The sequence below is a fragment of the Variovorax sp. genome (assembly GCF_035634955.1).
Lineage (GTDB): Bacteria > Pseudomonadota > Gammaproteobacteria > Burkholderiales > Burkholderiaceae_C > Variovorax.
Genome location: NZ_DASQBZ010000007.1, coordinates 26106 through 44978, shown reverse-complemented (window position 1 = coordinate 44978; position 18873 = coordinate 26106). Strand labels below are relative to the sequence as shown.

At 69.0% G+C, this 18873-nt stretch carries 13 protein-coding genes; 5 read left to right on the top strand and 8 right to left on the bottom strand.

Annotated features, from left to right (window positions below; all coding sequences use genetic code 11):
• The first annotated feature begins 121 nt into the window (after window positions 1–121).
• The 4 genes from VES41_RS02340 to VES41_RS02325 all read left to right on the top strand — a co-directional run bounded on the left by VES41_RS02340 (window position 122) and on the right by VES41_RS02325 (window position 3789).
• On the top strand, window positions 122–715 hold the full coding sequence (locus VES41_RS02340; RefSeq protein ID WP_324812491.1) for a TRAP transporter small permease: 594 nt from the start codon (window positions 122–124) through the stop codon (window positions 713–715).
• Window positions 712–2010 carry a TRAP transporter large permease gene (locus tag VES41_RS02335; RefSeq protein ID WP_324812488.1) on the top strand — a complete coding sequence of 433 codons (1299 nt, stop codon included), beginning with the start codon at window positions 712–714 and terminating at the stop codon, window positions 2008–2010. Before VES41_RS02340 ends, VES41_RS02335 begins: the two co-directional genes overlap by 4 nt.
• A gap of 72 nt (window positions 2011–2082) precedes the next feature.
• Complete coding sequence (locus tag VES41_RS02330) at window positions 2083–3117, top strand: DctP family TRAP transporter solute-binding subunit (protein ID WP_324812485.1); 1035 nt, start codon at window positions 2083–2085, stop codon at window positions 3115–3117.
• A 264-nt stretch (window positions 3118–3381) separates the two neighbouring features.
• Window positions 3382–3789: a GreA/GreB family elongation factor gene (locus VES41_RS02325; protein ID WP_324812482.1), complete on the top strand. Its 408-nt coding sequence runs from the start codon at window positions 3382–3384 to the stop codon at window positions 3787–3789.
• 28 nt (window positions 3790–3817) lie between these two features.
• On the opposite strand, the gene gdhA is transcribed toward VES41_RS02325, so the two are convergent.
• The 5 genes from gdhA to VES41_RS02300 form a co-directional block, all read right to left on the bottom strand.
• The gene (gene gdhA, locus VES41_RS02320) at window positions 3818–5164 is read right to left on the bottom strand and encodes an NADP-specific glutamate dehydrogenase (protein ID WP_324812479.1); all 1347 of its coding nucleotides are present in this window, start codon (window positions 5162–5164) and stop codon (window positions 3818–3820) included.
• A gap of 125 nt (window positions 5165–5289) precedes the next feature.
• Window positions 5290–6795: an efflux transporter outer membrane subunit gene (locus VES41_RS02315; RefSeq protein ID WP_324812477.1), complete on the bottom strand. Its 1506-nt coding sequence runs from the start codon at window positions 6793–6795 to the stop codon at window positions 5290–5292.
• A complete protein-coding gene (locus tag VES41_RS02310; RefSeq protein WP_324812475.1) occupies window positions 6792–10061 on the bottom strand; it encodes an efflux RND transporter permease subunit in 3270 nt (1089 codons plus the stop codon). Before VES41_RS02310 ends, VES41_RS02315 begins: the two co-directional genes overlap by 4 nt.
• A gap of 74 nt (window positions 10062–10135) precedes the next feature.
• The gene (locus tag VES41_RS02305; protein WP_324812473.1) at window positions 10136–11371 is read right to left on the bottom strand and encodes an efflux RND transporter periplasmic adaptor subunit; all 1236 of its coding nucleotides are present in this window, start codon (window positions 11369–11371) and stop codon (window positions 10136–10138) included.
• 115 nt (window positions 11372–11486) lie between these two features.
• On the bottom strand, window positions 11487–12332 hold the full coding sequence (locus VES41_RS02300) for an alpha/beta hydrolase (protein WP_324812470.1): 846 nt from the start codon (window positions 12330–12332) through the stop codon (window positions 11487–11489).
• 184 nt (window positions 12333–12516) lie between these two features.
• On the opposite strand from VES41_RS02300, the gene VES41_RS02295 reads away from it, so the two are divergent.
• Window positions 12517–13431: a LysR family transcriptional regulator gene (locus tag VES41_RS02295; RefSeq protein WP_324812467.1), complete on the top strand. Its 915-nt coding sequence runs from the start codon at window positions 12517–12519 to the stop codon at window positions 13429–13431.
• A gap of 3 nt (window positions 13432–13434) precedes the next feature.
• Here VES41_RS02295 and VES41_RS02290 read toward each other — a convergent pair whose 3' ends face one another.
• The 3 genes from VES41_RS02290 to VES41_RS02280 form a co-directional block, all read right to left on the bottom strand.
• Complete coding sequence (locus VES41_RS02290) at window positions 13435–14502, bottom strand: TAXI family TRAP transporter solute-binding subunit (RefSeq protein ID WP_324812465.1); 1068 nt, start codon at window positions 14500–14502, stop codon at window positions 13435–13437.
• A 13-nt stretch (window positions 14503–14515) separates the two neighbouring features.
• The gene (locus tag VES41_RS02285; protein ID WP_324812463.1) at window positions 14516–15538 is read right to left on the bottom strand and encodes a hypothetical protein; all 1023 of its coding nucleotides are present in this window, start codon (window positions 15536–15538) and stop codon (window positions 14516–14518) included.
• Between the two features lie 203 nt (window positions 15539–15741).
• Complete coding sequence (locus VES41_RS02280; RefSeq protein ID WP_324812461.1) at window positions 15742–18861, bottom strand: efflux RND transporter permease subunit; 3120 nt, start codon at window positions 18859–18861, stop codon at window positions 15742–15744.
• Window positions 18862–18873 lie beyond the last annotated feature (12 nt).

The window sequence follows — 18873 nt, the reverse complement described above, 5'->3', positions numbered from 1 at the left end:
CTGGCGCGCCCCGCCGGGGCTGGACTTCGGTTGCGCATCAGGAAAGACCCGATGGGGCAAATAGTTATCGACCGTTACCATCGCCCCGGGCCGAATCCCGGCCGCAGTGCCTTGTCGTTCGATGTCCCCTCCCCAAAAATCCGGCCGCGCCGCGCCGGATGACGCTTCGGCGCCACCGCCGCACAGCACGAGTTCATCTCCCGAGTTGCCAATGGACGGGCCGGACGAGCCCACCCGCGTGCCCTTGGCGGTGGAGGACTGGGCCACGGTGGTGATCATGGCGCTGCTTGCCTGCATCACCTTCGCCAACGTGCTGGTGCGCTACTTCACGGATTCGTCCTTCGCCTGGACGGAAGAGTTCTCCGTCTTCCTCATGATCCTGCTGGCGATGGTGGCTGGCTCGGCCGCCGTGGCGCGCGACCGCAACATCCGCATCGAGTATTTCTCCGAAGCCGGCTCCATGACCCGCCGCCGGCGGCTGGCGCAGTTCGGGGCGCTGATGGTGGCGCTGCTGTTCTTCCTCATGGCCGCGCTGAGCCTGCGCGTGGTCTGGGACGACTACCGCTTCGAGGAGACCTCGCCGGGCATCGGCGTGCCGCAGTGGTGGTACTCGGTCTGGCTGCCGATCGTCTCGACGGCCATCGCGCTGCGCGCGGTCGGCCTGTTCGTGCGGCGCGGCCGCGAAGCGCACCGCGTCGAAGGCGACCAGCAATGATCGCCACGCTCCTGTTCGTCGCCTTCGTGGCGATGATGCTTGCCGGCGTGCCGATCGGCGCAGCGCTGGGCCTGGCGGGCGCGGCCTGCATCGCGCTGGCCAACGGCGACGCCCAATGGTTCGGCCTGCTGGCCGTGCCGCAGAACTTCTACGCCGGGCTGGGCAAATACCCGCTGCTGGCCATTCCGATGTTCGTGCTGGTGGGCTCGATCTTCGACCGCTCCGGCGTCGCCTCGCGGCTGGTGAACTTCGCCATTGCCATTGTCGGCCGCGGCCCGGGCATGCTGCCGCTGGTGACGATCGCGGTGGCGATGTTCATGGGCGGCATCTCGGGTTCGGGCCCGGCCACGGCGGCCGCGGTGGGCGGCGTGATGATCGCCGCCATGAACCGCGCGGGGTATCCGCCCTCGTTCGCCGCCAGCGTGGTCGGCGCGGCGGCGGCCACCGACATCCTGATCCCGCCGTCGGTGGCCTTCATCGTGTATTCGGTGCTGGTGCCCAACGCGTCGGTGCCGGCGCTGTTCGCCGCCGGCATGATCCCGGGCATCCTGGCCGGCTTTGCGCTGATCGTGCCGGCGGTGTGGATCGCCCGCAAGCACAAGATGGGCGCGCTGGAATCCACGCTGCCCCGACCGGCCTTCTGGAAGAGCCTGCGCGAAGCCAGCTGGGGCCTGGCGGCGCCGGTGCTCATCCTCGGCGGCATGCGCCTGGGCTGGTTCACCCCGACCGAGGCGGCGGTGGTGGCGGTGTTCTACGGCCTGTTCGTCGGCATGATCGTCTACCGCACCATCCGGCTGCGCGACCTGTTCGAGATCCTGCGTGAATCTGGCGAACTGTCGGCGGTGATCCTGCTGGTGGTGTCGCTGGCCGGCATCTTCGCCTACTCGCTGTCCACGCTGGGGGTGATCGATCCGGTCGCCCGTGCGATCGTCAACTCGGGGCTGGGCGAATACGGCGTGCTGTCGCTGTTGATCCTGCTGCTCATCACGGTGGGCATGTTCCTCGACGGGGTGTCGATCTTCCTGATCTTCGTACCGCTGCTGTGGCCCATCGTGCAGTACTACAAGTGGGACCCGGTGTGGTTCGGCGTGCTGCTCACGCTCAAGGTAGCGCTGGGCCAGTTCACGCCGCCGCTGGCGGTGAACCTGATGGTGTCCTGCCGCATCGCCGGGGTGCGCATGGAGGAAACCGTGCGCTGGGTCGGCTGGCTGCTGTTCGCCATGTTCCTGGTGATGGTGGCGGTGATCGCCTGGCCGCAGATCGCGCTGTGGCTGCCGCACAAACTTGGCTATTGACGCTCGCCCCTAGTCTTCGCGCACCTCGAAACACCTGCTGAACCCGATATTTCACCCAAGGAGACTTTCAGAATGAAACTGCGTCGCACCCTGCTCGGCCTGGCCGCCGTTGCCACCGCCCTGGCCACCTTCTCCGGCGCCGCGCTGGCGCAGGCCAACTACAAGGCCGAATACAAGATGTCGCTGGTGCTCGGCCCGCCCACGCCGTGGGGCATGGCCGGAAAGATCTGGGCCGACCTGGTCAAGGAACGCACCCAGGGCCGCATCAACATCAAGCTCTACCCCGGCGTTTCGCTGATCCAGGGCGACCAGACGCGCGAGTTCAGCGCGCTGCGCCAGGGCGTGATCGACATGGCGGTGGGCTCGACCATCAACTGGTCGCCGCAGGTCAAGGAGCTGAACCTCTTCTCCATGCCCTTCCTCATGCCCGACTACGCGGCCATCGACGCGCTGACGCAGGGCGAAGTGGGCAAGGACATCTTCGCGCGGCTGGACAAGGCCGGCGTGGTGCCGCTGGCGTGGGGCGAGAACGGCTTTCGCGAAGTCACCAACTCCAAGCATCCCATCAAGACGCCGGACGACCTCAAGGGCATGAAGCTGCGGGTCGTGGGCTCGCCGATCTATTCCGACATGTTCAGCGCGATGGGCGCCAACCCGACGCAGATGAGCTGGGCCGATGCCCAGCCGGCGCTGGCCAGCGGAGCGGTTGACGGCCAGGAGAACCCGCTGTTCCTGTTCACGGTGCTGAAGATGCAGAACGTCGGCCAGAAGTTCGTGACCACCTGGGGCTACGTGGCCGATCCGCTGGTGTTCGTGGTCAACAAGGAGATCTGGGCATCCTGGACCCCTGCCGACCAGGCCATCGTGCGCCAGGCCGCCATCGACGCGGGCAAGCAGGAAATCGTGCTGGCCCGCAAGGGCCTGGTCGAGGCCGACAAGCCGGTGCTCAAGGAGATCGCCGGCATGGGCGTGACCGTCACGCAGCTGACGCCGGCCGAGCGCGAGGCCTTCGTGAAGATCACGCGGCCGGTCTACGCCAAGTGGAAGCCCACCGTCGGCAACGACCTGGTCAACAAGGCCGAGAAGGCCATCGCCGCCCGCAAGTAGCTGCCCGCCGCTACACTGGCAACCATGCAGCGCCACGCCGCCCGTCCCACGGACACCGCCTCGCCCAACGTGGACGAGGCGCGGGCGTGCCGCGCCTGCCGAACGCCTGGCCACTCCTGAGCCCGGCGATCAACCACCCTCTCTTCCCCCCTGTTTCGCGCAGTTCCTGATCGCCGGGCCCCCACAGCCCGCGCATTCGGCACGTCCACCCCACCCGCGCTGCGCGCAGGCGGCCGTGCCCTCTTTGCTTGTCAGGAGCATCCGATGATCGAAACCAACAGCCCGGCCACTACCGTCGCCGAGCGAACCCTCACCCTGCTGGACCATGCGCGGCTGCGCAAGCTGGCCACCACGGCGCCCGCGCTGCAGGACCTGCTGGACCAGGTCGACCTGGTGGAATCGCACGACGTCGCGCCCGACGTGGTCACCATGAACTCGCGCGTGCTGCTCGCCGACGACGCCTCGCGCGCACCGCGCGCGCTGACGCTGTGCTATCCGCAGGACGCGCAGCAGGCGCCCGACTGCATCTCGGTGCTGTCGCCGGCGGGCACCAGCCTGCTGGGCGCGCGCGTGGGCACCACGGTGCGGTGGCATTCGCCGGCGGGCACGCGCGCGGCCCGCATCGTCGGCCTGCCGTTCCAGCCCGAGGCCGCCGGCGAATACACGCGCTGACGCCGCACGCCCGCCGGCGCGCCAGGCGTCAGATGACGCCCTGCGCCAGCATCGCGTCCGCCACCTTGACGAAGCCGGCCACGTTGGCACCCTGCACGTAGCTGACGCGGCCGCCGGCCGTCTCGCCGTGGTGCAGGCATGCGGCATGGATGCTCTTCATGATCTGCTGCAGCCGCGCGTCGACCTCCTCGCGCGGCCAGGACAGGCGCAGCGCGTTCTGGCTCATCTCCAGGCCGGAAGTGGCCACGCCGCCGGCATTGCTGGCCTTGCCCGGCGCATAGAGCACGTCATGCGCCTCGAACACCTTGATCGCGTCGAGCGTGCTGGGCATGTTGGCGCCCTCGGCCACGCAACGCACGCCGTTCTTGACCAGGGCCAGCGCGTCGTCGCCGTCCAGCTCGTTCTGGGTGGCGCTCGGCAGCGCCACCTGCACCGGCAGCAGTTGCCAGGGCCGCGCGCCCTCGACGTAGCGCAGGCCGGCCTGGGCCGCGTACTCGCTGACGCGGCCATGGCGGTCGTTGCGGATGTGCATGAGCAGTTGCAGCTTGTCCGGGGTGAAGCCGTCCTCGTCGACGGCGCAGCCGCCGGAGTCGGACACGGTGACCACCTTCGCGCCGAGCGCCATCGCCTTCTCGATGGTGTATTGCGCCACGTTGCCGGAGCCGGAGACGGCCACGCGCAGGCCGTCGAAGGACATGCCCTTGCGCTCGAGCATCTGCTGGGCGAAGTAGACGTTGCCGTAGCCAGTGGCCTCCGGCCGGATGAGCGACCCGCCGAACGACAGCCCCTTGCCGGTGAACACGCAGTCGGCGCGGTTGGTGAGCTTCTTGACCATGCCGGCCAGGAAGCCGACCTCGCGCGCACCGACCCCGATGTCGCCGGCCGGCACGTCGGTGTCCGCACCCACGTGGCGGAACAGTTCGGCGGCGAAGGCCTGGCAGAAGCGCATCACCTCGGCGGTGCTGCGGCCCTTGGGGTCGAAATCGCTGCCGCCCTTGCCGCCGCCCATGGGCAGCGTGGTCAGCGCATTCTTGAAGGTCTGCTCGAAGGCCAGGAATTTAAGGATCGACAGGTTCACCGACGGGTGCAGCCGCAAGCCACCCTTGTACGGCCCGATCGCCATGCTGTGCTGAACGCGGTAGCCGCGATTGACCTGCACCTCGCCGGCGTCGTCGGTCCAGCAGACGCGGAACATGACGACGCGTTCCGGCTCGGCCAGGCGCTCGAGCAGGCTGTAGGCCTGGTACTTCGGATGACGCTCGATGAATGGCCAGAGGCTGTGCATCACCTCGGTGACGGCCTGCAGGTACTCCGGCTGCCCTGGATTGCGTTGCGCGACATGCGCGAGAAAGTCGTCGGCACTGTGGTACTTCATGGGTTGCAGCTCCTCCTGGATGCACTTAAACCGTGCATTCTCGCCTTTGCTGCAGCGTCTTCAGCACCACGTTGGTGCCACGGGCGCCCCGGTGGCTCGGAAACTCGCCGCCCAGGGCAACCGACTCAGAAGGCGCGCGCCACCGCCGCAGTCGGCAGTGGCCCCTTCGCCTGCGCCTGCGCGTCGCTCCAGCCGCCACCCAGCGCCCGGACCAGCGCCACCGTGGCCTGGTACTGCTGGGCCTTGATGAGCAGCGCCTGCCGGCTGTTGCGCAACTCGCTGCGGCGAGCATCGAGCAGGTCGATCTGGCTGATGGCACCGTTGCGGTAGCGCACGTCGGACAGGCGGGTGGCGCGGCGCGCCGAATCAACCGCCCGCGCCTGTACCGTCGACTGCTGGGCCAGCAGCCTCAGTGACGAGAGCTGGTCCTCCACTTCCTTGAAGGCCGACAGCACCTGCGCCCGGTAGTCCGCCATGGCGCCGTCGAACTCGGCCTGCGCACTCTGCACCCCGGCTTCGCGCCGGCCGCCGTCGAGCAGCGGCAGCGACAGCAATGCGCCCACGCCCCAGGAGCGCGCCGACCACTTGAGCAGGTCGCCCAGGTCGGTCGAGGCATAGCCACCGTCGGCCGTCAGCGCGATCGAGGGGAACCAGGCGCTCTGCGCCACGCCTACGCGCGCCTGCGCCGCCTCCACCCGCCATTGCGCCGCCCCGATGTCGGGCCGTCGCGCCAGCATGTCGGACGGCAGTCCGGCCGGGATGGCCGGCAGCGCGGTCGACCAGGCGTCTCGCTCGAGCGCAAAGGCGGTGGGCAGCTCGCCCAGCACCACCGCCAGCGCGTGCTCGACCTGCGCGCGCTGGCGCTGCACCGCCAGCGCGTCGGATTCGGTGGCCGCCAGTTCGGTGCGCACGCGCTCGACGTCCAGTTCGCCGAGGTCGCCGGCGCGCTGGCGCCGCTCGGTCAAATCCAGCGTGTCGCGGTAGGCCTCCACGGTGTCGGCCATGATGCGGCTCTCGTCGTCCAGCGCACGCACGGCCAGATAGAGCTGCGCGGTTTCGGACTGCACCGCCAGCCGCGTGCCCTGCAGCAGCGCCTCGCGCGAACGCGCATCCAGCGCGGCCGCCTGGCTTGCGCCGGCCAGCCGCCCGAACAGGTCGAGCTCCCACGAAGCGCCCAGCCCGGCCGTGAACAGGCTGGCCGGTTGCCGGCCCTGCGCCTTGTCGACGCCGGCGCCGCGCACGGCGGCCGCGCCCAGTCCCACCTGCGGCGCACGGTCCGCATCGACCTCGCGCGCCAGGGCCCGTGCCTGGGCCAGGCGAGCGGCCGCCTGCTGTACGTCGGTATTGCGCTCGGCCGCGCGGGCCACCAGCGCCTCGAGCCGCGGATCGCGAAACACGGTCCACCACCGTCCATCGGCCGGGGCCGCCTCGGCGTCGGGCGCATTGGCGCGGTCGCCGGTCGGCTTGACGTCTTCCTTGTATCGCGCCGGCGTCTCGAGGTTCAACTCGATCGGCGGCGGCGTCGCGCAGCCGGCCAGCACCAGCGCGGCCAGCAAGGCGGTCAGCGGCGCGGCAAAGCGCGCGGCCCGCGCACGCCACGGGGTGGGTCTCTGGTTCAGGGTCGCGTTCATGCTTCTTCTCCTTGACGCGGTGCGGCCGGCTGGGGCCGCAGGTTGTTGCCGCCGCTGCCGCTGCCGTGCGCCGCCAGGTCGCCGGCCGGAGCGAAGGCTTCTGCGCCGTGCACTTCGCGCCCATGCAGCTTCAACGGGCGATTGCCGGCCAGCCGGCGCAGCAGCACGTAGAACACCGGGGTGAGGAACAGGCCGAAGGCCGTCACGCCGATCATTCCGGCGAACACCGCCACGCCCATGGCGCTGCGCATCTCGGCGCCGGCGCCGGTCGCCATGGCCAGCGGCAGCACGCCCATGACGAAGGCCATCGACGTCATCAGGATCGGGCGCAGGCGCAGGCGGCTGGCTTCGATGGCCGCCTGCAGCGGCGTGCGTCCGGCAAACTCCAGCTCGCGCGCAAACTCAACGATCAGGATGGCGTTCTTGGCCGACAGGCCGACCAGCACCACCAGCCCGATCTGCGTGAACACGTTGCTGTCGCCGCCGCTGAGCCACACGCCCGTCATCGCGGCCAGGATGCCCATGGGCACGATCAGGATGATGGCCAGCGGCAGCGTCAGGCTCTCGTATTGCGCCGCCAGCACCAGGAACACCAGCAGGATGGCCAGCGGGAAGACGATCACCGCCGAGTTGCCGGCCAGGATTTCCTGGTAGGTCAGGTCGGTCCACTCGAAGTCGATGCCCGGCGGCAGCGTTTCGGCGGCAATGCGCTTGATCGCGTCCTGGGCCTGGCCGGTGGAATAGCCCGGCGCCGGGCCGCCGTTGATGTCGGCCGTCAGGTAGCCGTTGTAGCGCATGGCACGCTCGGGCCCGTAGCTCGAATCGACCTTCATGAGGGCCGACAGGGGCACCATCTCGCCGCTGCCGGCGCGCACCTTGAGCAGGCCGACGTCCTCGGCACGCGCGCGGTAAGGCGCATCGGCCTGCACGCGCACGCTGTAGGTGCGACCGAACTTGTTGAAGTCGTTCGCATACAGGCTGCCCAGGTAGATCTGCATGGTGTCGAAGATGTCCTGCACCGGCACGCCGAGCTGGCGCGCCTTGGTGCGGTCGATGTCGGCCCACAGCTGCGGCACGTTGACCTGCCAGCTGGTGAACATGCCGGTCAGCTCGGGCGTCTGCATGGCCTTGGCCATGAACGCCTTCACCGCCGCATCCATTGCGCCGTAGCCGACCGAGCCGCGGTCTTCGAGCTGCAGCTTGAAGCCGCCAGTCGTGCCCAGCCCTTCCACGGGCGGCGGCGGGAACATCACGATGAACGCGTCCTGGATCTTGGCGAACTCGGCATTGAGCTGCTGCGCCACCGCGCCGCCGCTCTGGTCTGCCCGCTTGCGCTGGTCGAAGGGCTTGAGCATGGCGAAGGCAATGCCGGCGTTGGAGCTGTTGGTGAAGCCGTTGATCGACAGGCCCGGGAACGCCAGCGTGGTCTCGATGTTGGGGTTCTTCGCCATCACGTCGCCCATGCGTCGCACCACCTCTTCGGTGCGGTCGAGCGTGGCGCCGTCGGGCAGTTGCGCAAAGCCGATCAGGTACTGCTTGTCCTGCGCCGGCACGAAGCCGGCCGGCACCGCCTTGAAGAGGCCGGCCGTCAGCGCGATCAGCGCCAGGTAGACCACGACCATCAACGCCTTGTGCGAGAGCACGCGGCGCACGCCGCCACCGTATTGCTGCGAGCCGCGGTGGAACAGGCGGTTGAAGCCGCGGAACAGCCAGCCGAACGCGCGGTCCATGCCGCGCGTCAGCGCGTCCTTGGGCGCGTCGTGGCTCTTGAGCAGCAGCGCCGCCAATGCTGGCGACAGAGTCAGCGAATTGATCGCCGAGATGACGGTGGAGATGGCGATCGTCACCGCGAACTGCCGGTAGAACTGCCCGGTCAGCCCGGTGATGAATGCCAGCGGCACGAACACCGCGACCAGCGTCAACGCAATGGCGATGATCGGCCCCGACACCTCGCGCATGGCGCGGTAGGTCGCCTCGCGCGGGCTGGCGCCGGCCTCGATGTTGCGCTCCACGTTCTCCACCACCACGATCGCGTCGTCCACCACGATGCCGATCGCCAGCACGAGGCCGAACAGCGTGAGCGCGTTGATGGAAAAGCCCAGCATGTGCAGCACGGCGAAGGTGCCGATGACCGACACTGGCACGGCCAGCAGCGGAATGATGGACGCGCGCCAGGTCTGGAGGAACAGGATCACCACCAGCACTACCAGCGCGATGGCCTCCAGCAGCGTGTGGATCACCGAGTCGATCGAGGCGCGCACGAACTGCGTCGGGTCGTAGGCGATGCGGTATTCCAGCCCCTCGGGCATGTAGCGCGCCAGCTCGGCCATGGTGCTGCGCACGTCGGCCGATATCTGCAGGGAGTTGGAGCCCGGCGCCTGGAACACGCCGATGCCGATCGCCGGCTTGTTGTCCAGCAGCGAGCGCAGCGCGTACTCGGAAGCGCCCAGCTCGATGCGGCCGAGGTCGCGCAGGCGCGTCACCGCGCCGTCGGCACCGGTCTTGACGATGATGTCGCCGAACTCCTCCTCGCTCGACAGCCGGCCCTGCGCATTGATGGACATCTGCGTGTCCACGCCCTGCAGGCCGGGCGAGGCGCCGACCACGCCGGCGGCGGCCTGGATGTTCTGGCCGCGGATGGCGGTCACCACGTCCGTGGCCGACAGGCCGCGCTGCGCCACCTTCTGCGGATCGAGCCAGACGCGCATGGCGTATTCACCGCCGCCCCAGGCCTGGACCTGGCCGACGCCGTCGATGCGCGCCAGCCGGTCCTTGACGTTGAGCACCGCGTAGTTGCGCAGGTAGTCGATGTCGTAGCGGCCGTTGGGCGACACCAGGTGCACCACCATCGTGATGTTCGGTGCGCTCTTGACGGTCGTGATGCCCAGCCGGCGGACTTCCTCGGGCAGGCGCGGCTCGGCCTGCGAGACGCGGTTCTGCACCTGCTGCTGCGCCTTGTCCGGATCGGTGCCCAGCTTGAAGGTCACGGTCAGCGTCATCACGCCGTCCGTGGTGGCCTGGCTGCCCATGTAGAGCATGCCCTCGACGCCGTTGATCGATTCTTCCAGCGGCGCCGCGACGGTCTCGGCAATGACCTTCGGGTTGGCGCCCGGGTACTGGGCGCGCACCACCACCGACGGCGGCGCCACTTCCGGATACTCGGAGATCGGCAGGCCGCGCAAGGCGATCAGGCCGGCCAGGAAGATGAGCAGCGACAGCACGCCGGCAAAGATCGGCCGGTCGATGAAGAACTTCGACAGGTTCATGGCGATTCCCTCCAGCCGGCGCATGGCGCCGGCACGGATCTATGAATTGAATGGGGATGGGAGAAGCGGCGGCTTCAGTTGGAGGCCACGCGGGCCGCGCCGGTGGCGGCCCCGGCCGCCAGGGCATCCATGGCCACCAGCTGCGGCGCCACCTGCATGCCCGGGCGCACGTGCTGCAGGCCGTTGACGACGACCCGCTCGCCCGGCGCCAGGCCGCTTTGCACCACGCGCAGGCCACGCACCGAGGCGCCCACCTTCACTTCGCGGTACTCGGCCTTGTCACCGGCGCCGATCACCAGCACGAACTTCTTGTCCTGGTCGGTGCCGATGGCGCGCTCGCTCACCAGCAGCAGGTCGCTGTTGCTGGCCTGGCCCATGCGGATGCGGGCGAACTGGCCGGGGATCAGCACGCCGTCCTTGTTTTCGAAGGCCGCGCGCACGCGCACCGTGCCGCTCCGTGCGTCGACCTGGTTGTCGATCAGCTGGAGATGGCCCTCGAACGGCGTGCCATCGCTGGCCACGGTACCCATCTGCACCGGAATGCGGCCGATGGCGGCGCGCCGGTCGAGCGTCTGGGGCAGCTCCCGCAGGGCCTTGCCGACGGCCCGCTCGTCCACGTCGAAGCTGGCGTAGATGGGGCTGACCGAGACCAGGTTGGCCAACACCGGCGCGGCGGCGCCGGCGCCGACCAGGTTGCCCACGGTCACTTCCAGCCGCCCGATGCGCCCTGCCACCGGCGCCCGCACCTGGGTGTAGTCCAGGTTCAGCCGCGCGCTGTTCAAGGCCGCCTGGGCGGCGCGCAGGTTGGCGTCGGCTTCGCGCAACGCATTGCTGCGCTCGTCCAGGTCGCGCTGGGCGATGGCGCGCTCGTCCCACAGGCGGCTGGCACGGGCCTGTTCGCTGCGGGCGTAGCCCTGCCGGGCGCGGGCGGCGGCCACCTGGGCTTCTGCCCGCTCCACCTCGGCGGCGTAGGGGGCCGGGTCGATGGTCACCAGCAGGTCGCCCTGGCGCACCAGCGCACCCTCCTGGAAGTGGACCGACAGCACGGCGCCGGCGACGCGCGGGCGCACCTCCACCCGCTGGACCGCTTCGAGCCGGCCGGAAAACTCGTCCCAAGTCCGCACCGATTCGGCCTGCACCGCGGCAACGGAAACCGGCACGGCCGGGGCCTGCGCCGGCGCGCTGCTCGCCTCCGCCTTGCGGGCATCGAGCCCGACCAGCGCGGCGGCCAGGGCGGCGATTGCGGTCAGGGCGGTCAGGGTGGGCCACAGGCCCTTGCGAGCCGAGAGAGAGATCTTTTGCCTGGTCATGTCGAAGGTCCTTGTGGGGTCCAGAGGGATGCAACGAGCCGTCCCGGTGCGGATCGCGCGCCGGGAAAGCGGAAAACGGAACGGGAAATCGGGTCGCCGCGGACTGCGGCGCGGCTCAGTCGGCCGGTGGCGGCGCGGCGCTGAGGAAGTCGCCGAAGTGCTGCTTGACCATCAGCTCGCAGGGACACTGCCCGCTCGCACCCTGGGCCAGCGAGTCTTCCCAGCCGGCGGTGCTGGGCAGGACGATCTCGGTCACCGCATTGCCGGCGTCGCGCAGGCGGCGGGCGTAGGCCAGGCCTTCGTCGCGCAATGCGTCATCCTGGCCCACCAGCACGAGCGTGGGCGCCAGGCGCGACAGCCGCAACGACGTGCCCGGCACCGCGTAAGGGTGCATGGAATCGGACAGGCGGCTGAGGTACTTGGCCCAGCCCGCCGCCCATTTGCACGGCGAGTCGTCCTGCGCCTGCGCATCCCGCAGCGAGGCCGAGCCGGTGCAGGGGTCGAGCATCGGGGACAGCAGCAGTTGCCCGGCCAGCGGCGGGTGGTCGCGGTCGCGCGCGATCATCGCCACGGCGGCGGCCAGGTTGCCGCCGGCCTCTTCGCCGGCCAGGTAGATGCGCGCGGCCTTCCCGGCGAGCTTGACCCGGTGCTTGTGCAGCCACGACAGCACGTCGTAGCCCACCTCGATCGGCTCGGGAAACGGCTTGTGCGGATACGCCAGCGAGGCGACCACGGCGCCGCAGCCGGCCAGCAGCCGCGCCACCATGCGCCCGTCGTCCAGGTCGCCGCAGGCGAAGGTGCCGCCGTGGAAGTGCAGCACCAGCGGGCCGCCGGCGGCCCGGCGCTCGCCGTACAGGCGCACCAGCACCGGCTCGCGCCCGGCCAGCTCCACCGGCACTTCACGCTCGGTGGCTTGCGCCGGGGCGCCGGCAGCGGCTGGAGATGGGCTTGTGGGCGACATGGTCGGAGGTGGGTTGGCGCAGGGGATGCAGTGGATCGACGGTTTGGATATTAGGCCCTGCGCGTCATCCGGGAAGTCCCTGTGCGCGGCCAACTCTGTTTCTTTTCGGCGAACAATCGCGAAAGCGGTGCGTGTGAGAATCCGCTCCCCTGGCGCAGGCCAGGCAATGAGGAGAACGAGAAGCATGGATCCCATCCTCGCCATGCGCACATTCGTGCGCGTCGTCGAATCCGGAAATTTCACCCGCGCGGCGGAGTCGCTGCGCCTGCCCAAGGGAACCGTCACCAAGCAGATCCAGTCGCTGGAGGAGCGCGTCCAGTCCAAGCTGCTCAACCGCACCACGCGGCGGGTGAGCGTCACGCCCGACGGTGCCGCCTATTACGAGCGGGTCGCGCGGCTGCTGGGCGAATTCGACGAGCTGGAATCGAGCATGACCAACGCCCAGGCCAGCCCGAAGGGGGTGCTGCGCATCGACGTCGGGTCGTCGACGGCGCAGCTGCTGATCATCCCGCGGCTCAAGGAGTTCTGCGACCAGTACCCCGAGATCCAGGTGGACCTGGGCGTGACCGACCGGCCGGTCGATCTGCTCAGCGAGAACGTCGACTGCGTGATCCGGGTCGGCCAGCTGCGCGACCAGTCGCTGGTGGCGCGGCGCATCGGCATGCTGCCGTTCGTCACCGTGGCCGCACCGGACTACATCCGGCGCTACGGCGTGCCCGGGCACCCGTCGGACCTGGAGAAGCGCCACCACGCGGTGGCCTTCTTCTCGCAGCGCTCGCGCGGGCAGCACTCGATGCAGTTCAAGAAGGACGGCGAGGAAGTCGAGGTGACGGTGCCTTACCGCGTGGCCGTGAACGAGGCCAACGCGCACTTCCGGTCGGTGCTCGAAGGCTTCGGCATCTCGCAGTGCGTCACCTTCCAGGCCGCGCCGCATCTCGACAAAGGCGAGCTGGTGGAGGTGCTGCCGGAGTGGACACGCGACCCGCTGCCGATCTACGTGGTCTATCCGCCCAACCGCCACCTCAGCCCCAAGGTGCGCGCCTTCGTCGACTGGGCGGCGGAGCTGTTCTCGCAGCATCCGCACCTGCAGGCGCGCTGAGCCTCAGCGGCGGCAGATGCCGAGCACCAGTTCCTGCTCGGTGCATGGCCGCAGCGGCGCGCCGGTGACGCCTGCGGCCGCGCGCGGCTGGGCCGCGATGCAGGCACGCAGGCGCTTTTCCACCGGCGGGAAGTAGCGCCAGCCCTGCCCCAGCGGCGGCAGTTCGAGCTTGACCTGCTTCCACTTGGGGTGGCCGTTGGCCTGCAGCTTGTCGAAGTTCTCGCACAGGGACTGGGCAAAGCGCCCGAGATTGCCCACGGTCGACTGCAGGCCGTAGTCGTAGGTCACGAGATAGGCCTTCACCGTCCAGGTGGGCACGTCGCTGCCGAGCCAGGATGAATAGTTCGCCCCGCGGATGAGCGCCGGAAAGTAAGTCTTCCTGGCCCGCGCCGTCTCCGGCGCGTTCTCGTCGAGCTTGAGAAGCTTGATGAACTTGCGGGCGTCCGGCTGCATGTCGGTGAACAGCTTGGCCGGTTGCCCGGCAACGATGATCGCCACGTCGATGGTCTTGTCCACGGTGAGCTTGGCCAGGGCCTCCTCGTTGGTCAGGTACTGCGCGCTGTCCGGCGGCATGGGCTCCTGGAACATCAGCTGGTAGAGCGTGCGCGAGGTCAGCGCCGTGCCGCTGCCCAGCGGGCCGACGCCGATCTTCTTGTTCTTGATCTCGTGGATCGCGTTGAGCGGCGAATCCGCGCGCGCCACGAAATAGATTTCCTCGTCGTACAACGGCATGATCAGGCGCAGCGGCCGGATGATGTTGCCCGCCTCGGCGTTGCCCGCCTTGGCTTCGTCCAGGTAGGCCTGGAACACGTCCGACTGCACCAGCGCCAGCTTGACGCCGGGCTCGAAGCGCATGCGCCGCACGTTCTCGGCCGACCCCAGCGATTCCAGCACCTCGAGCTCGATGCCCGCCGGCTCGGCCACCCACTTGGCCAGGTCGCGCCCGATCTGGATGTAGGTGCCGCTCCTGGAGGCCGTGACGATCTTGTATTGCGCAGGCGGCGATGCCGCGCCGGCCAGGGAAGCGAGGATGGCCAGGCCAAGGCCGGCCAGGATGGTTCGGATCGGCATGGTCGCTCCTTCTTCAAGAGGTCGGGCACAAGGCCATGGCGGCCAGCGCCGCATTGCAGCCGGCAGGTACGTTGGACGGCGCGTCCACGGGCGGAGCCAGGCCCGTCGCCGGGACGGACACGGCGGCAGGCGGCGGTGCCACGGCCGCTGCGGGTGCCACTGCCGCTGCCGGCAGCGCTACGGGCTCGGGTGGGGGCGCGGGCTCCGGCGCAGTGGCCGCCACCGGCGCCTCCGGCGGCCGGCTTTCGGCCGCCGTGCTGGTAGCCGGGGCCGGCAACGCGACCACCGGCTCGCCGGATGGAGAAGGCAAGGCCGCGTCGGCGACCGGCACTGCCGCCGGCTCGTGACGAGCGGGTTCGCCGCTGGCGAACCGCGTCGCGTCCGTGGGCTGGGGCGGGACCGGCGCAGGCGCAGGCGCCGCAGCTTGTGGCGAGGGCGACGGCATCGGCTGAGCAAGCGCCTGCACTGGCGCCGGCGCCGGATCCGGCGCCGGCTCGGTCGCAGGGCGCTGGCGCTGCCGTTCCACCGATTGCCGCAATGCCTGGATGCGGGGGTCCGCGCTGGCGTCATCATCCAGGCGCCCCAGCGCATCTTCCACTGCCCCGAGTTCGCCGCGGTCCAACGATTGCTGCATCCGGTCGAGGGTGACGCTCAGCTGCTGCAACCGATCGGCTTCGCGCCGGTGCTCGGCGTAGAGGTCGTGTACCAGCACGCCGCCGAACAGCAGCAGCACCACCACCGCGGTGCCGAGCACCATCGTGCCGGGTTCGCGCGGGGCGGGCGCCCATGACTGGGCCACGTCAGCCGCCGACTGGCGGCCGCCAGCGCTGCGCCGGGCCGGCCAGTAGCGGGCGCGACGTCCCGGCCGATCGATCGCGGCCGCCGCCGGACCCGCGATGACGGCAAGCGCCTTGCGCTCGCCGGCGACATCCAGCCGCATGCCGGCGGCGTCGGCGCCGTCCCATTGCACCTCGCCGCAAAAGCGGCAAAAGCGATCCCCGTCCTGCAGCAACTCGGCGCAACGTCTGCAGGGCACCAGGAACTGCGTGTCAGAAAAATCCGAAAGATTCACTGCTCGACGCCCAGCACATGCCTGCGTCGACAGGCACAGGCTCCCGATGCATTGTGAACCGATCGACAGGGCCCGGATATCGCCTTTCGGGGGACGCCAAAAGCAATAAGCCTGCCGCGCCGCCCCCATCGGGGCGGGCTCGGCAGGCTTCGGCCTTCAACTCACACTCAAAGCGCCTCGGCCGACTTCGAGGCCATCAGACGCTCGGCGTCCTTGCGTCCGAAGAGCCAGAACATGGCCGGGGTCAGGAACGTGTCCAGAAGGGTCGAGCTGACGAGGCCCGAGAAAATCACCACGGCCACGGGGTGCAGCACCTCCGTACCCGGCTGCTCTGCCTCGAACAGCAGCGGCGCCAGCGCAAACGCCGTGACGAGTGCTGTCATCAACACCGGTGCCAGGCGCTCGATCGAGCCACGCAGGATCATCCTGTGGTCGAACTCCTCACCTTCGAACCGCATCAGGTTGATGTAGTGGCTGACCTTCAGGATTCCGTTGCGCACGGAGATGCCCGCCAGCGTGATGAAGCCCACGAGCGCGGCCACCGACAACGGTTGTCCCGAGACCCACAGGCCGATGACTGCTCCGACGAGCGCCAGCGGGATGTTTGCCATGATCAGCAGCGACAGGCGACCGGACTGGTAGCGGCTGTAGAGGACGACGAACATCAGCGCCAGCGAGACCAGCGAAAGGAGGCCGACGAGGCGCGAGGCCTCTTCCTGCGCCTGGAACTGGCCTCCGAGGGTCACGAAGTACCCTTCGGGCAGCTTCAGATCGGCCACGACGCGCCGCATGTCCTCGACAATGTCGGACAGGGGCCGGCCTTCGGCGTTGGCGGACAGCACGATACGGCGCTTGCCATCGTCCCGGCTGATCTGGTTCGGGCCGTCGCCATCCTCGATCGATGCGAGCTTCGACAATGGCACGCGGCCCGAAGGCGTCTCGATGAGGATGTTCCGGAGGCCATCGGCCGAGCGCGCCTCCTCCGCAAGCTTGACCACCAGGGCAAAGCGACGCCCGCCCTCGACGATCTGCGTGACCTTCTCGCCTTCGACCAGGCCCTGCAGCGTCGCCAGCACCTGGGGCGTTGGCACGCCATACCGCGCCGCCGCCGCATGGTCGATGCGCACCTTGATCTGCGGTGCGAGGACCTGCTTCTCGATCTCAAGATCGGCCACGCCGGCAATCGTGGCAAGCCTTGCCCGCAGCGCGTCGGCCTGGCCGCGCAGCGTGTCCAGGTCTTCCCCGTGAATCTTGACGGCGATCTGCGACCGCACTCCGCTGAGCATGTGGTCGATGCGATGGGAGATGGGCTGGCCGATGGAGATGGCCGCGGGCAGGTTGACCAGCCTGGCGCGAATGTCCGCCGAGATCTCGCTCATCGAGCGTGTCAGCTCGCCGGACGGCTTCAGGCCCACGTCCAGCTCGCTGACGTGCACCCCTTCGGCATGCTCGTCCAGCTCCGCGCGCCCACTGCGGCGCCCGACGTGCGTGACTTCCGGCACCTGCTTGACGAGGACCTCGGCCTGGCGCGCCAGTGCGGCAGAGTCCGCGAGCGTGACGCCCGGGTTGAGCCGCATGCCGATCAGCAAGGTGCCTTCGTTGAAGGGCGGCAGGAACGTCGTGGGAAAGAATGGCACGGCAGCCAGGGCCACCAGCACGGCGAGGCCGCCGGCGGCCAGTGCCGCCCTCGGACGGTCGAGCACCTTTTCCAGCCCGCTTGCATAGTGCCTCTTGAGCCAGGCCAGCAGCCGGGTGTCCCCGTGGTCCAGGGACTTCATCCGCGGCAGCAGGTAGTACGAGAGCACGGGCGTGACCGTGACCGAAACGACGAGGCTGGCGAGCGTGGAGACGATGAAGGCGATGCCCAGGGGGATGAACAGGCGCCCTTCCATGCCGGGCAATGCGAACAGCGGCACGAAGACCAGGACGATGATGATGGTGGCGTACAGAATGGCGGAGCGCACCTCCATCGTTGCCTGCGCCACCAGCTCGGCGGGGTGCAGGCGGTGGCTGGGGTGCCTTGCCCGGTTCTCCTTGAGCCGGCGCAGCACGTTCTCCACGCCGACCACCGCATCGTCGACAAGCCCCCCTATGGCGATCGCCAGGCCGCCCAGGGTCATGGTGTTGATGGACAACCCGAAGTACTTGAACACCAGCGCGGTCATGAAGACGGACACCGGAATGGCCGTCAGAGCGATGACTGTGGGGCGCAGCGTTCCCAGGAAGAAGAACAGGATGGCAGCCACGAACAGCGACGCGCCGATGAGCTTCGTCTGCAGATTGTCGATCGACGCCTCGATGAAGCTCGCCTGGCGAAACGTGACACGCGGCGCCTCCATCCCGGCCGGCAGCGAAGCCTTCATCGACGCCAGGGCGTCCTCGATGGCGCGCGTCAGGCCGATGGTGTCGGCCGTCGGCTGCTTCTGTATGCCGAGAATGACCGCCGGCTTGCCTTCGAATCCGGCATCGCCGCGCCTGAGTGCGGGCGCGAACGTGACGTCCGCGACCTGGCGCAGCAGTATGGGCTGCCCGTCCCTCGCGGTGAGCGCGAGATTCTTGAGGTCTTCGAGCAACGATGTCCGTCCGATGTTCCGGATGAGGTACTCGCGGCCGTTGAGCTCGAGAAACCCGCCGGAGGTGTTGGAGGAATAGCCCTTGAGCGCGGCCTCGAGCTGTTCGTGCGTGATTCCGAGGTCCGACATGCGGGTGGTGCTCGGTTGCACCTGGAACTGGCGCACTTCGCCGCCGATGGGAATGACCTGAGCCACGCCGGGCACCGACATCAGGCGCGGTCGGAGCACCCAGTCGGCGTATTCCCTGACCGCCATCGGCGAGATGCTGGCGGTGTCGACCGGAATGGCGATCTGCATGATCTCGCCCATGATGGAGCTGATCGGTCCCATGCGCGGGACGACGCCGTCGGCCAGCCCCTCCTCCATCGACGTCAATCGCTCGGAAACCATCTGCCGTGCCCGGAATATGTCCGTGCTCCAGTCGAAGGTCACGTAGACGAACGACAGGCCGGCGGAGGATACGGAGCGTATCGTCTCGACGCCCGGAAGCCCGTTCATCGTCGTCTCGAGCGGAAAGGTGATGAGCTGCTCCACCTCTTCGGCGGCCATCCCTCCAGCCTCGGTCATGACCGTGACCGTGGGCTTGTTGAGATCCGGGAACACGTCGACGGGCATGCGCGAGAGCGTCCACGCCCCGTAGGCCATCAATACCGCGCTGACGATGAGAACCAGCAGGCGGTTGGCCAGGCTGTTGCCGAGTAGCCACTTGAACATGCGTGCTCCTCC

Coding starts and splice junctions, on each gene's coding strand:
- VES41_RS02340 (WP_324812491.1), top strand. CDS start 122: ATGTCCCCTCCCCAAAAATCCGGCCGCGCCGCGCCGGATGACGCTTCG.
- VES41_RS02335 (WP_324812488.1), top strand. CDS start 712: ATGATCGCCACGCTCCTGTTCGTCGCCTTCGTGGCGATGATGCTTGCC.
- VES41_RS02330 (WP_324812485.1), top strand. CDS start 2,083: ATGAAACTGCGTCGCACCCTGCTCGGCCTGGCCGCCGTTGCCACCGCC.
- VES41_RS02325 (WP_324812482.1), top strand. CDS start 3,382: ATGATCGAAACCAACAGCCCGGCCACTACCGTCGCCGAGCGAACCCTC.
- gdhA (WP_324812479.1), bottom strand. CDS start 5,164: ATGAAGTACCACAGTGCCGACGACTTTCTCGCGCATGTCGCGCAACGC.
- VES41_RS02315 (WP_324812477.1), bottom strand. CDS start 6,795: ATGAACGCGACCCTGAACCAGAGACCCACCCCGTGGCGTGCGCGGGCC.
- VES41_RS02310 (WP_324812475.1), bottom strand. CDS start 10,061: ATGAACCTGTCGAAGTTCTTCATCGACCGGCCGATCTTTGCCGGCGTG.
- VES41_RS02305 (WP_324812473.1), bottom strand. CDS start 11,371: ATGACCAGGCAAAAGATCTCTCTCTCGGCTCGCAAGGGCCTGTGGCCC.
- VES41_RS02300 (WP_324812470.1), bottom strand. CDS start 12,332: ATGTCGCCCACAAGCCCATCTCCAGCCGCTGCCGGCGCCCCGGCGCAA.
- VES41_RS02295 (WP_324812467.1), top strand. CDS start 12,517: ATGGATCCCATCCTCGCCATGCGCACATTCGTGCGCGTCGTCGAATCC.
- VES41_RS02290 (WP_324812465.1), bottom strand. CDS start 14,502: ATGCCGATCCGAACCATCCTGGCCGGCCTTGGCCTGGCCATCCTCGCT.
- VES41_RS02280 (WP_324812461.1), bottom strand. CDS start 18,861: ATGTTCAAGTGGCTACTCGGCAACAGCCTGGCCAACCGCCTGCTGGTT.